Source organism: Paenibacillus sp. Y660 (genome assembly GCF_057221575.1).
The window spans coordinates 1-13,231 of record NZ_JBXBBJ010000053.1; the positions used below are offsets into that span (position 1 = coordinate 1).

Below are 13,231 nucleotides of genomic sequence, written 5' to 3' on the forward strand. Positions count from 1 at the left end.
TCATAGTAGAGCGTCCTCCTTGGATGATAGGTAATAAGGGCTTTGACCCCGTGCAACCCTATCGTACCAGAGGCGCTCCTTTTCATTCAAAGGCCATTTCTTAGCACCTACAGGAATTTTATTGCTTACAAATTTAAGCTAATCCATTATTTTTAGAGTGAATAACGGATTCTGAGTCCGATAGTATCTAGAAAACAGCAGATTTAAAGCATATAACGGATTCTGTGTCCGCAAAAGGTTCAATGGATATCGCTTGTTATTGACTATTTTGTAATTCCAATTGCAATTGATGAGAGCAGGACTCTTTTAAGACGATAAGACCCTTTTTACAATTTTTTCCGCAACGCTCTCGGCGGTCTTCAAAGAACCAGCTATCATCGCTTGCCTAAAATAATCAAATATAGGCTGACCTTCTACGCTGCGCGCTTCTGCCTGCATATCCGTGTCAACCATGCCTGGGTCTACCTTATAGATTGTAACTGATCGATGCTCCTCAAGCTGGAAGCATGATGTGAACATATTTATAGCCGATTTCGATGCGCAGTAAATGCTCATACCGGCTGCTGCATTCTGGGCTGAGCCTGATGAGACATTTACAATTATTCTGTGCGCATCCCAAAGCTCTGTCTCCTTTATTGATGATTGAGTAAGCAAAAATGGAGCAAGCAAGTTAATTTGTACATTTCTAATCAAGTCTTCAGAGGAGCAGCAATCGATAGCGCCAAGAGGCGTTACTTTTGCTGCATTATTAATTAATGTAATGGATTCTATATCGGAATGATTCATAAGTTTGAGCATTTCATGCATGAAAGTAGAGATACCCTCTACGTTCAGCAAATCATATTTCATAAAATGAAACTCACAGTTATGTTCTGCTGCAAGTGAAATTAGGTTATCATTCTCGCTTCTTGATATCGAGAAGATAAGGTGGTTAGGCTTTATAAGCTGCTTGCAAATTTCGAAACCTAATCCACGAGACGTACCTGTCACTATAAATGCTTTCAACGTACACCTCCCTACCTTATGCCTCCTGCTCATCCAAGAACTGCTTTATCGATAAATAAAGCTTATCCCGCTCCTTCTCGCGTATGGCATGTCCAGAGTCAGCAAATTCTTTGACGGTTACCGCAGTGAACATATCCTTGTAATGCAACAAATCCGCTTCGCTTATCAATGAGTCTTCAAGCATACCTCTAATAACCATGGCGGGAAGCGCAAGCTTAGCCTCCATCCGTATTTGGGTTGATTCCCGTTGTATGCCTTTTACCGCCTGCTGCCTAATGAACTTATTTCTGCCCGTTGGAATCAGATATTGGTTGATATAGTGGTCAGCCCATTCGGCAGACATTTCTTTATGTTCAGCAGGATAGTCCTCGACAATAAGCGATACGATCTGATCTGCATGATTTTGAGCAAACCCAAGCGCATAGGATACACCGCGAGAGTTGCCCATCAAATGGAAACGTTCAATACCTGTCTCCTGAACAACCGCTGACAAATCAGACACATGATCCGTCAAATCATATTTGGTTCGCGGCGTATCGCTTCGGCCTCTCCCGCGAAACGAGAGAACGATCGCTCTTCGCGGCAGCAAATAGGCCAACAAATCCTCATATTCTTCTGCCGCTTCCGATAATCCTGGGCAAATAATGATAGGTGTGAGCTGATGATCAGCCACACGCAAAGTATCCAGATAATGAATATTAACATCTTGATTAGCAGCTAGACCTGATTCAAACATAGGTAAACCCCCTCAAGCGATTCCTAATCATCAATCATCTTTCTCTAGCAATAAGGAAACACTTATCTGTTTGGGTAAAGCCGATACGCGAATAATACTCGACAGCTGTAGGCGCAGAAAGTAGTACGAGTGAAACTTCCGCGCCAAGCGACTCGCGTAAGCTGTCGACCAACTGCTTGCCAATACCAAGACGTTGATACGCCTTGTCGACTGCCAGATCCGAAAGATAACAGCAATACGCATAATCCGTAATGGCGCGAGCAACGCCAACAAGTTTATCGCCGTCCCGGGCGCTAATGATAATGTCAGCGTTATCAATCATTTTTTGCAAACGCTCTAAATCCTGAAAGGGGCGCTTTATGCCTGAGTTTGCGAATACTTGCGAAAGATCAGACGCAGATAATGCTTTACTATTTTCATAGCGAATCATAGTTGCCCTCCATGACCATCCTATTGTTTATTCCGGAATGCCAAAATGTGAGCAACGTGATGGTTGCCATGCCAAGCGTAATTTCCGAGTGTATAGTCTAGTGCATAGGTTTCTTTCGACCCCGGGTGGAAAAATAGCTTTTTAAAATCCGCGTCCGTCAATGATCGCAGTAAAATGGCCCATCTCTTGTGCAGATGGTCAAGAAGGGCTAATGAAAGCTCGATATCCGCATCTACTGTATCATGAAGCTCTGCCCACCGCTCCTCGTAATAGGGTTTGATCGTTGGAGTCTCTTCTGTCAATGCAAGCTTAAAACGTATGTAACTGTTCATATGACTATCCGCAACATGATGAACGACTTGCTTGATTTTCCATCCGCCTTCGCGATAAGGGGTATTAAGCTCCTCCTCATTTAGACCGTCAACACTGCTGCGAAGACGGCTTGGCAGCTGCTCGATTTCCTGAATCCAAGCCTCTCGCTGCTGCGGCGAAATCTCGCCTGTTAGGCTGAATGTACCAATCGGATATCTTTCATCCATACAAATCCTTCTTTCTTCTTATAGAATAGCTAGCAGTTCGTCCAATTTTGTAACCGTATGCAGCGGTGTTGCCGATAACTCTTCGCGCCAGGGCAAGAACCGTGCTTTTTACATAATGCTCGCTGTAGTAATCCATAAGCTCTTGATGATCTGGCTTGTCCATCCATGGCAATGATCCAGCAATTCTCGGAAAAGCTCCCGCTTGTCTTTATAGCCATCCTGATCTCATTCGATAATGAGAGCAAGCAGCTGATCATGCGATTCCAAATGCTCGAAATAATGACTCAGAAACGAGGCAGCAAATAACTTAAATGTATATGTACGATCCAATAGGGTATTATCCAAATCAAAGATGACTGCTTTAATTTCCGCCACATCTAATCCCCCTTCATTTTCATGATTATACAACTATTAGGAGCTAACGAATAGTCTGCAAAGAATCTATTTTGCTCATTCTAATTCTCATCTGCTCAATAGATGTAGAATAGCCTAAATCCAGCATAAGCTCGGTTATGTCCATTACATCATCAGCTTGATACGGACGTATGACCATCATATTCTAATCTCCTTTACTAAATGAGAGTCGACTAATGGAGCAAGTAACGTGGCAGCTTGCAAAATGGTACCTATGAGCTTAGGGTAGCAATTGATCATTCTATTGAAATTCATGAGTCGCAATATATCTCAAAATTTGTTCAAACAGCTCTTCCCGCTCCCAAATCACTTTGAAGCCTTTCATAACGGCGTCACCCATCTCTTGATTCACTGGCAGCTGCAGCCATTCTTCACCTGCAACGCCATACTCGGCTTCGAGTCCGCTCGCATATTCGATTCGCAAGGAGGTTAGCAGTCCCCACTCCTCCTTCGACGCTTGCTCGATGTTGTCGAATGGAAACTGATGAAGAATAGCTTCCAATGTCTTAGTCTTCTTATCTGAAATAATGAGGAAGCTCAAATCCGCATCCGCTTCTTCATTCTCATCATCTGCACAGGGGCCAACCAAAGCGATGCCTGCAATATGCGATTGCCCGCCTGCCCATTTTACAAAATCGTACATTAGCTTATAATAATCTGCTCTCATCGCTGCTGCTCCTCCAAATACCACCGTGGAATAATGTTATTAAAATGATCATGGTCCCGAAGCACTCGCTCCAGCTTTTGCGTCATAATGCCAAGCTCGGATGGCCTCACTTGCAAGATCCAAACGATAGAAGAAACGATTGTCATCGCCAAATAAACCGAATATAGCGTCCAAAATTGCTCATCTGGCTCATTGTTATCATGATATCCTTTAATTTGTCCAATCGTGAACGGAATGCTTACCTCGCTGCTGAACATTCCCGCCTTCAAAAATTCGTGAACAGGATCTCCCCAGTCTAGACGGTTAAAATCAATAACACCTGCTAATCTTTTATCCTTCACGATCAAATTGCCAACATGGAAATCGTCGTGCTGGAAGACGTTTGGCCTTCCCTCCATCAGATGCAGATGCCGATCAATGAATGCTAAAAACTGCTCATCTCCCGCTATTCGTGCCTCACCGTTCAAATACTGCTCCATATAACGCTTGTGCTTTGCAAGCTTGCGCTCATGCCAAGGAGCTGTAGCTGCTGGTGCTTGCCACCTATGCATCTTCGCAAGCTCCGCGCCTGCTTCCAATCCGATCGCTTGCTGAATGGAAGGCGAATAGGCAGGCAAAATATCCGTTGCCTCGTCCCCTTCAATATAAGTCAAAAGCATATATCCGATATTTGAATTTGGCAAAACGCCTATCTCTACTGGTTTCGAGCATAAGACATCATAGCTTACCATTTGACAGATCGCATCATATTCAGCCTGCTTAGCGGATCGCTCATCCAACGAAAAGCATCTTAACAAATACGTCTGACCATCGTTCTCTACAATAAATTTTTGGTCATTGGAATAACCTTTATTAATTTTCGATATACGACTGCTTCCATGGAGCAGACTAATTTCATTTACTAATCGTTCGGATAATCCCTCTCCGTTCAATCGATCTCCCCCTGACTTAAGCATATGATCAACTCTATGAACGTAATTTCAGCTCCCCAAGCGCAGCTTCCAGTCTACTTGGCTCTAGATCAGCATGGAGACTCACGCGAATAACATCTCCAGCCTGCTTGCCCAGCTGCTTCCTTATTTTCTGAGTCAAGCCGAGACAATGGCATTCCAGCCCCATTTTCGCCAAGGAGCCTCGGTATTCAATTGCATCATCGAAAACGGCTCTTACCTTCACTTGTCCTTTAACGCCAAATTCCTCTTCTACCTGATACGGAAATGTGATATAGGCGGCATCCATACCATCATGCTTCAATATTTCAGCCTTAAAGCTAAACGTCTTCAAAGGGCTCCTCCTTTCTTAACCATACATCCTTATAATCGATTTTGCCCCAAGCATTAAGTGAGATTCCTTGAAGAGTTTGATGATGGCCGACTAATTGCAGACTATGGTGAAGAAATAATAAACTGAAATTGCGTTTTAGCTGCGCCTGAATATTTGCCAAATAACCCATTCTAATCGCCAGATTCTCTTCCTTCAAGCACATGGAAATTTGATTTTGAATAAAGCTTTTGTCCGCTGGATTCCTGTGATTTGTAATGCAGTTATTTCTTGACATATACATCTCAATGAGTGAAAGGTCCGGCTGCTGTCCAAGCACCTCGCCGCTTAGTATTAAATCCGCTTGTGCAATAATAGCAGGGTTATAAAGCTCTTCGACCGGCAACACAACCAATTCGATGGAAATCCCGATTTTTCCGCTTGCTTCTTGAAGCCATTTGGCGCTTTGTTCATTAGCTGGCATCTCGTACGTGCACAAGGTCAAGGTTTCACCATTATACCCGGACTCTTCCATCAATTGGGCGGCATGGGCTGGATCATATGAGGAGCAGTAGATATCATCCCTCTCTTCCAAAATAAAGCCTGCAGAAGGCTTCTGTCTAATGCCTCCCAAATCATCGATCATTTGCTGTCGGTTTATTCCGTAATGAATTGCTTGGCGGAACTTGATCTGCTGAATGATATTATTTTTTGTCTCATTAAAAGTCAGGAAGGTGCTCCCTTGCTCTAGCTGTGTTAATGCGTTGCTTAAGCCCCTCTTGATTTGAGCGTCAAAATAGACGAGCTGCTCCTCTTGTTCCGGCTGAGACAAGCGCGGATTTTCCTCATAATTTGGCCATACCCACATCTCGATCCGGTCCAAATGAGGACAGCCTTCAAAATAATGCTCATTTGCCTGAGCAACAAGCATAGATTCATTATTTTGGATGATATGAAAGGGGCCTGTACCGATTGGCAGCGCTTCAAACCTCTCTTCAATGCCCGGTTCACTTGTCAGATCCGGTATGATGGAGTAACGCTCCGTGCAAAGGAAATGAAGAAATAATGCATTCGGCTCCTTTAATTCAAACGATATACAGTACTTCCCGATTTCTCTTATCTCACTAATCATGGAGGTCATCCACTCGGAAGAAGAATTAACGAGCAGCCTATGGAATGTGAATGCAACGTCCCGTGAGGTCATAATCTTGTCATGATGAAATCGAATCCCTTTTCGCAAAAAGAACGTCCATTTCGTTTTCGTATCGTCACTCTCCCAGTGATGAGCAAGCTGCGGAATAAATTTGCCCTCCTGCGGCGAATACTTGATCAACGTATTAAAAACCTGCTCGATCCAATGCGTTTCCGTACGCCGACTAACAAAAGCCGGGTCCAATCGCAATACGCGACGATAGAATGGAAATCGCAGAACATCCTTCTCCTCCGTATCCCGCTTCAAGCCAAAGTGCTCGGTTAACCATCCCATGATCTCTGACTTTATGGCCTGGTCCTGATCCATCTCCAGCATGCACCATGCTTCATTGATCTTGCCCTTCTCCACTAGACCTTTGGCTTTCCTCGACACCATCTCGCGATAGGAAATGAGAAATACGATCTGCGAGAGATTGCCGCGTCCGCGCCCTGGCAGCCACTCGATATATTGCTTCTCAATCATTTTGGTCAAAAGAATTTGTACGTTCCTGCGCGTGCAGGAGAGAATGTCGCAAATGCGATCCATTGATAGTGGAAAGCTCTCCCTTTCGGGTACATGAACAAAAGTTTTTCTGAGCATGCCATAATAATCATCGACTTCCATGTGCTCACCGCCTAAAAGACGAAACCCTTTTGAAGCAGGCTCCGTATGTTCTTCCTCTTTTTACAAAAGTATAATTTACAGCTGTAACACGGTCAAATGAAAGAAAACTACCGACTATGATGGCATCAGTCAGTAGTTCTCTATCGCTGTCATTCCATATTACTTTTGCTGCTTACTGTAAGCAACCACTTCATCATAGGATAAGCTGCCGCCAAAAATATCCAAAGCACTGCCAATTGTAATGTCCAGCTTGCCGTTTGACAGCTCATTAAATTGATCCATATCCGCAATCGATCTTGCGCCACCGGCATAAGTAGTCGGAATAGTCACCCAATCGGCGAGCGCACTTACGAGGCTTTGCTGAATGCCGCGCTGCTTGCCCTCCACATCCACGGCGTGAACGAGAAACTCAGCACAAAATTGCTCCAGGTAAACTATATTTTGTTGATTCACTTCAAAGTCGCTGAACTGCTTCCATTGGTTTGTTACGACAAACCATTTGCCGTCCTTTTCCTTGCAGCTCAGATCGATTACCAAGCGGTCCTTGCCGACTACAGACACGATTTTCGCCAAATGCTCCTCATTCAGTTGACCGTCTTTGAAAATATAGGACGTAACGATAACATGGGATGCGCCTTTCTCCAAATAAAACGATGCATTGTCCGAGGTGATGCCGCCGCCAATTTGCAAGCCGCCGGGGTACTGCTCAAGAGCGCTAACAGCTGCCGCTTCATTCCCGCCGCCAAGCATAATGACATGGCCGCCCGTTAGCGCATCCTTCTTAAATAGCTCGGCATAATAGGCCGAATCTTGCTTGGACACAAAATTTTCTATGATTTCGGTATTAAGCGTTTCACCAACAATTTGTTTCACTTTCCCATCATGCAAATCGATACAAGGTCTAAACTTCAACATGATTCCTCTATTCTGTATGTTCTATGATCGAATGGCTTTATATGAAAAATAACCTAAAAGTCATTTATAAATCAACTATAGCAGCCAATCTATTTTGCCACTTGTGATTTCCTCGTTAAAAAGTCTATCAAATCGGCGAGACTCAAATCCTCCATAGAAGGAATCATTAAATCGTAATCAGCAAATACAAAATCCTTCGTCAGCTCATTCGGTACAATTACCGTATGCAGACCAGCCGCACTCGCTGCCCGGAATCCATTTAATGAATCCTCGAAGGAAACGGCTTCGCTTGCTGTTACGCCAAGCTTCTGCAGGGCAAGCAAGTACAGCTCGGGATCTGGCTTCACGTTCGCAACCTCATCCGCTGTGCTAAAGCTATCGAAATAACCAGCTAATTGATGTTTAATCAGATAAGGCTCAATCCACTCCATATGCGAGCTTGAAGCGAGTCCGACCTTCAGGTTTAACCGCTTCGCCTCCTCCAAATAGGCAAGAACGCCTGGACGAATCACAGCATCCTTCAATAGCTCCGCATAAATCGCTTTAAACTTCGACTTGAACATTTCCAAATCAATAGCTTCCGCAACGCATTCATCGATGTAGGTATAAGGATTAAAATGATCCATGGATGTTCCAACGCATTTGGCATACAAAGCTACAGGAAGCTCTACGCCATACTCTTGATATACTTGCCGAAAAGCGTAATAAGACGGCGTCTCCGTATCAATAATCAATCCGTCAAAATCAAATACGAGTGCTTTTATCATGTGGCTTATTCCCTGCTTTCTCACAAATGATTGTTATATGTTCGTTAATTCACATGCTAATGCTCTTCTCTTTCGTTGCAATTTCAAAAGAAATTAGTACTTAGCGCAAATACGAGCATCGCAACGACGATGGCTGCAAAAACATAACCGACCACTCTGATCCCTGTCGGCAAAGTACTCCAAATGATTTTTTGCGGAGCTCCCCCGCCTTCGATTCGCTGCGCATCCTCAAGTTGCGAATCAAACGAACCGCTTCTTCCCGTATCATTCGTTGATGCCTGCGTTTCATGAATGTTGTTTGGCTTTTCATCCATTTCATGACCTCCGCAAATCAAAGTGTGGAATCATACTTCAGCGCAGCAAGCAACTTCTTAGGCGCTCTTGTTAAGTAAGCCTCCTGCATAACACCCACCAGCTCATCCCATCTTGCATCACGATCCAGCCTAACCCCAATCCAGCCAAGATGACCGACATAGGCAGGCCTAAAATAAATGTCTGGATTCGATTCAATGAGCTGAGCTTGCATGTCCGGAGGCGCAGCGCACCATAAAGCGAGCTTCCCATCATTATGATGGTTTACGCGATATTGCAGAAACGATTTTTTCTCGTTCACAAAAAAAGAAGGCGCACCATGGCTTATTCGTTCGCTAGTGCCTGGGAAGGACAAACATAATGCTCTTATTCGATCAAATAATTCGCCATATGAATGATCCATTTCATCTTGCTCCACGTCACTGCACCTCCAACCGTTTTAGCATCTTGGATATATTTTACCATATCGTCAGTTGAACTGAGCAAAATAATTCTCGAAGCGCAGCGTACAGCAAAAAAAGACAAAGAAATGAATTCTTTGTCTTAACGCTTTGCTCTCATGAAAAAAGCGTTTATTAAAAATCAAAGTTATCCGGGTCCGGCCCTACTCGCATGTTCTCATTCAGTCCGCTGATCCGCTCCATATCCTCTGGTGACAGCTCAAAATCAACCAAGGCATTTCTACACCGTTATGCAAAGTTGTTGTTGCTTGTAAATGATTCATTATGTTATTTCCTCCAATTATAATTTGTTCGGTATGATTAATTCGTTATGATTAATTCGGTATGATTAATTCGTTATAAATAATTAGATGCTTTTTGTGGATCCTTGCGCTCTAAAGTCATGCTCCAGCCCGTCAAGATGACAGCTGCAACAACCATGATTCCTCCGAACCAAGAGGTGTGGATCAGACCGATCGAATCTGTAACGACTCCGCCTGAATAGGCGCCAATTGCAATGCCGGCATTAAATGCGGCTATATTGAGTGCGGATGCTACATCCACACCGCCGGGCATAAAGTGTTCGGCAAGCGTAACGACATAAACCTGTAGACCCGCCACATTCATGAAGTGGAACAATCCCATCTACCCTAATGCCGTAATAAGAAAGATGAGCAATAAGACCTGTAAACATGATGGCAATTGCGCTTGATCGCCGATTCGGCGGTACGACGTCAGCTGCTATCGTTGAGCCAATCGACATAAATACACCATGCGACAACGCTGAAATGATTCTAGTGATAAGAAGAATCTCAACCGATGAAGCAGTTGCCGCAATCGTGTTTCCCCATAATAAAAATGACCATTATCCAAAGCAACAACGCTTTTCGCGGTATTTTCGACGTTAAAGAAGTCAGGATCGGTGCTCCAAAAGATTGTTCTTGGGGAGAAAATCATATCGTAAAGGTATATGGCAACAAGCTTGAAATGCTGGAAGAGAGTATCCTCAATAAATAACAAAAAGAAGCATTTCCGATTGCCTGATTTGCAATCTGGAAATTCTTCTTTTGTATAGCTATCTTATTCCGGCACATAAGTATAGCCAGGATATCGCACAACTGGCCATTTTTCTTTGCGCAGCTCGTCCAGCAGCTCCGGTCCAAATTATCCGCAACCAGCGCGCGCGGCGTCAAAGCCATCCATTGGTTCAAAGACACATCGACAAACCGGTCGCTCTTGAACATTTCCAAAAACCATAACGACTGATCACCCGTATTTTGAATGTAGTGTCCATTAGCGCCCGGATAAACTGTTTTAGGCAACGAATCAGGCAATCGTCCCGAGAGGACTCCCAGCCGATGGTCTCCCCTATCATTTTGATTCTTGTCCGCATGCGGACATACTTTCCACATTCCTCTATTGAAGTTCTTCATGCACATGTCTATAATTCTACCATTTGGAAATACTATTCTTAAATCGTATTTGCGGCGCTGCTACATATGATTTAAACAACGAGTCGACTCGATTATTAAGTTTGCACTCGAAGCAAAATTAATAATTTAGCTGAAAACCGACGGGTTTTCGGCTATTTGTGCTGAATTTCTAGGAAAATAAGTGAGAAGCAAGACGAAAACACTGTTACGATAAATGGTATTCACTATGTAAAAGCCGCTTGCGAATTCGAGTTGCGCTAAGCAACTTTTTATTTAGTACAATTTGGCCTCAGCTAGAACAATATCTAGCTGATCGTAGTCATTAAAACCATTAAACTTAATTTCTAACTTTAAAATTCCGCTTAAATCCAAATTTACTTCTTTTGCTAAATCGCCCCCAACCAGTACAACTCAGTACCATCACCGATGATCGTTACTCGACCAAGAGCCTTAGCATTCTTAGTGTAGTCATCTATTCCAATTAATACAGAAAACCTTTTATAATTCCCGTTCAAATTGTAAGAAATTTCTCCAGAGGATTCTCCGTATAAGATAATTCCCATGCCATTCAAATATTTAGTTCCAGCAATATGAAAGTTATACCCGGCAGGCGCTGCCCATTGTTTAAAATATAGGTACTCTGTCGCTCTCCTCTCAGCTCTAGCATATTCTATATCGGAGAGATATTTGAAGTTCCCTTCTTTTTTCCCAATCCAGATCGTTTTATTCTTACCTTACGCAACTTTTATCTGCATTCGAACGTCTATATTATGGTAGAAATTCCAAGTTTGTGTTTTAGAATGCTGGGAGGTGTGATTAGGCAAGCTAAAATGTACTCTCTATATATTCTGATTACTAAATTAAAAAGGAGCTCTATAATGAAAAGTAAAATTCTTACTCTAATCGCAATAATGTCAATCGTCACCACCTTATTAATGGGGAGTTCTGCTTTAGCCAATAACACTAATGAGGAAAGCAAAGCAAATACCGTTTCTGAAGAAAGCTCAGTAAATACAGTCGCAGAAGAAAATCCAGACAATGACGTTTTAGTCGCAGATGAAGCAAAAGAATTAGAATTTAGGGAAAAATTTGGACTTGAAACAAATCAAGATATTGTTAAAGATAAAATCAAAAAATATAAGAGTGGTAAATATGGCGTTCATCTGTCACCTGATGAAGAATTGGAAATAGATAAAAGGTTTGAATTTCAAGAGACAACGATTCCAAAAATAAAACAAAAGCTTGATGAAAAAACGAATGGTGATTATATAATCTATATTGATCAGGCCAATGGAGGAATAGTTAATATTGGTTTAAAAAATACTGATATTGATTTAAAAGATATTAAAGCATTGTTTTCGGATGAGAAAAAACTAAAAGTAATGAAAGCGAAAAAATCGAATAAAGATTTAGATGAAATCCACGATCAGATATGGAACTCAAGAGATAGTCTTGAAAGTACGGGGATTACCATAAATGAAGTCTCTACAGACGTTATAAACCAAAAAATTAGAGTCGGTATAATAGATCTTACGGAAGAGAAAGTAAAACAATTATTTGAAAAGTATGGAGATGTAATTGAAGTAACGGAAGCTATTTCAGCAAGAGATGATGCTAATCGTGCTTCTACTTGGAACCCAATGCAGGCCGGGGCGAAAATTTCCTACTCTAATGGAGGAACAAATTACCGTTGTTCTGTAGGATTTATGGTTTCAGATGGGACAAATAAATACGTTGTTACAGCCGGTCATTGTCGCCCAGCAATATCGACATATTTCTATCAAGGTACAACTAGTCTTGGACAAATGCCTTTCAAAAATCAGAGTGGGAATTCCGACGCTGGTATAATAGGTGGGGGTCCTTCAAGTGTGACCTATCAAGGAGGAAAAATCTATAATGATGGCGTTACTAATGGACGATATACAATAACGCAAAATGCAAGTGAAGATGTTGTCGGAGAAGGCGTCTGTATGTCAGGAGCTTCAACTGATACTAACACCGTTAGCTGTGGAAATATAACATCTACAAATATATCGGTTACTGTAGGTGGCTACTCTTTTACTAAGCTAAGATCAGCGGACTACACTAGTAATGGGGGTGATAGTGGAGGTATAGTTTATAATGGTAATAAGTTAAAAGGAGTTAACAAAGGGACTCTAAGTAATGGCGATGCAATGTATTCTCATTTACAGTATGTCTTAACGGATCTATCAAATGCAGCGGGTCAACCAATAAACATACTTTTTTAGTCTCGTATATGAGGCATCAAATACAAATGTGAAATAATATTATCTACTATTTATGAAGCTACAAATAACATGCTCTTGCTAATTCAGCAAGGCTAAACATGTTATTTGTAGCTTCATGGTTGTAAAAGGAGCCATTCCTGTAATGAAGTAATTTGAGCTTTGAAAGAAAAAAGCGCCTCTAGTATACTGGGAAACGTTCCGGCAAGAACTAAACCCACATACGAAAAGAGGCACTCACTATGAAGCAT

Annotated in this window: 16 protein-coding genes and 3 pseudogenes; 1 reads left to right on the top strand and 18 read right to left on the bottom strand. The window is 42.4% G+C overall.

The window, feature by feature from the left end; genetic code table 11:
- Positions 1-306 precede the first annotated feature (306 nt).
- From AC2TDN_RS25925 to AC2TDN_RS26010, 18 genes and pseudogenes are all read right to left on the bottom strand, one after another.
- Entirely contained in the window at positions 307-1,005 is a 699-nt protein-coding gene (locus AC2TDN_RS25925; protein WP_484690660.1) for an SDR family NAD(P)-dependent oxidoreductase, read from the bottom strand.
- A 16-nt stretch (positions 1,006-1,021) separates the two neighbouring features.
- A complete protein-coding gene (locus tag AC2TDN_RS25930) occupies positions 1,022-1,741 on the bottom strand; it encodes an alpha/beta fold hydrolase (RefSeq protein ID WP_484690661.1) in 720 nt (239 codons plus the stop codon).
- Positions 1,742-1,775: 34 nt separating this feature from the next.
- Complete coding sequence (locus AC2TDN_RS25935; RefSeq protein WP_484690662.1) at positions 1,776-2,171, bottom strand: GNAT family N-acetyltransferase; 396 nt, start codon at positions 2,169-2,171, stop codon at positions 1,776-1,778.
- Between the two features lie 20 nt (positions 2,172-2,191).
- The gene (locus AC2TDN_RS25940; RefSeq protein WP_484690663.1) at positions 2,192-2,710 is read right to left on the bottom strand and encodes a YfiT family bacillithiol transferase; all 519 of its coding nucleotides are present in this window, start codon (positions 2,708-2,710) and stop codon (positions 2,192-2,194) included.
- Positions 2,703-2,873, bottom strand: a complete 171-nt coding sequence (locus AC2TDN_RS25945; RefSeq protein ID WP_484690664.1) for a hypothetical protein — start codon at positions 2,871-2,873, stop codon at positions 2,703-2,705. The genes AC2TDN_RS25940 and AC2TDN_RS25945 overlap by 8 nt, the downstream gene beginning before the upstream one ends.
- Positions 2,874-2,935: 62 nt before the next feature.
- Entirely contained in the window at positions 2,936-3,085 is a 150-nt protein-coding gene (locus AC2TDN_RS25950; RefSeq protein ID WP_484690665.1) for a hypothetical protein, read from the bottom strand.
- Between the two features lie 280 nt (positions 3,086-3,365).
- A complete protein-coding gene (locus AC2TDN_RS25955) occupies positions 3,366-3,791 on the bottom strand; it encodes a hypothetical protein (RefSeq protein ID WP_482065366.1) in 426 nt (141 codons plus the stop codon).
- Positions 3,788-4,723: an aminoglycoside phosphotransferase family protein gene (locus tag AC2TDN_RS25960; RefSeq protein ID WP_484690666.1), complete on the bottom strand. Its 936-nt coding sequence runs from the start codon at positions 4,721-4,723 to the stop codon at positions 3,788-3,790. The genes AC2TDN_RS25955 and AC2TDN_RS25960 overlap by 4 nt, the downstream gene beginning before the upstream one ends.
- Positions 4,724-4,757: 34 nt before the next feature.
- Complete coding sequence (locus tag AC2TDN_RS25965) at positions 4,758-5,075, bottom strand: DUF1905 domain-containing protein (RefSeq protein WP_484690667.1); 318 nt, start codon at positions 5,073-5,075, stop codon at positions 4,758-4,760.
- Positions 5,062-6,867: an ABC transporter substrate-binding protein gene (locus AC2TDN_RS25970; protein ID WP_484690668.1), complete on the bottom strand. Its 1,806-nt coding sequence runs from the start codon at positions 6,865-6,867 to the stop codon at positions 5,062-5,064. The genes AC2TDN_RS25965 and AC2TDN_RS25970 overlap by 14 nt, the downstream gene beginning before the upstream one ends.
- Positions 6,868-7,026: 159 nt before the next feature.
- Positions 7,027-7,779 (bottom strand): phosphoribosylformimino-5-aminoimidazole carboxamide ribotide isomerase, encoded by a 753-nt coding sequence (gene hisA / locus AC2TDN_RS25975; RefSeq protein WP_484690672.1) that lies wholly within the window; start codon positions 7,777-7,779, stop codon positions 7,027-7,029.
- Between the two features lie 92 nt (positions 7,780-7,871).
- On the bottom strand, positions 7,872-8,549 hold the full coding sequence (locus AC2TDN_RS25980) for an HAD family hydrolase (RefSeq protein WP_484690669.1): 678 nt from the start codon (positions 8,547-8,549) through the stop codon (positions 7,872-7,874).
- A gap of 83 nt (positions 8,550-8,632) precedes the next feature.
- Positions 8,633-8,863, bottom strand: coding sequence for a hypothetical protein (locus AC2TDN_RS25985; protein ID WP_482065371.1), 231 nt, complete (start codon positions 8,861-8,863; stop codon positions 8,633-8,635).
- 17 nt (positions 8,864-8,880) lie between these two features.
- Positions 8,881-9,279: an MmcQ/YjbR family DNA-binding protein gene (locus AC2TDN_RS25990; protein ID WP_484690670.1), complete on the bottom strand. Its 399-nt coding sequence runs from the start codon at positions 9,277-9,279 to the stop codon at positions 8,881-8,883.
- Positions 9,280-9,436: 157 nt separating this feature from the next.
- Positions 9,437-9,535: pseudogene (locus AC2TDN_RS25995) on the bottom strand (aldo/keto reductase); the annotation flags it as partial.
- Positions 9,536-9,658: 123 nt separating this feature from the next.
- A pseudogene (locus AC2TDN_RS26000) lies at positions 9,659-10,236 on the bottom strand (MFS transporter); the annotation flags it as partial.
- A 145-nt stretch (positions 10,237-10,381) separates the two neighbouring features.
- Positions 10,382-10,605, bottom strand: a pseudogene (locus AC2TDN_RS26005) (oxalate decarboxylase); the annotation flags it as partial.
- Positions 10,606-11,120: 515 nt separating this feature from the next.
- A complete protein-coding gene (locus AC2TDN_RS26010; protein ID WP_484690673.1) occupies positions 11,121-11,453 on the bottom strand; it encodes an NPCBM/NEW2 domain-containing protein in 333 nt (110 codons plus the stop codon).
- A gap of 159 nt (positions 11,454-11,612) precedes the next feature.
- Between AC2TDN_RS26010 and AC2TDN_RS26015 the strand changes: the two genes are divergently transcribed.
- A complete protein-coding gene (locus AC2TDN_RS26015; protein WP_484690671.1) occupies positions 11,613-12,983 on the top strand; it encodes a S1 family peptidase in 1,371 nt (456 codons plus the stop codon).
- Positions 12,984-13,231 lie beyond the last annotated feature (248 nt).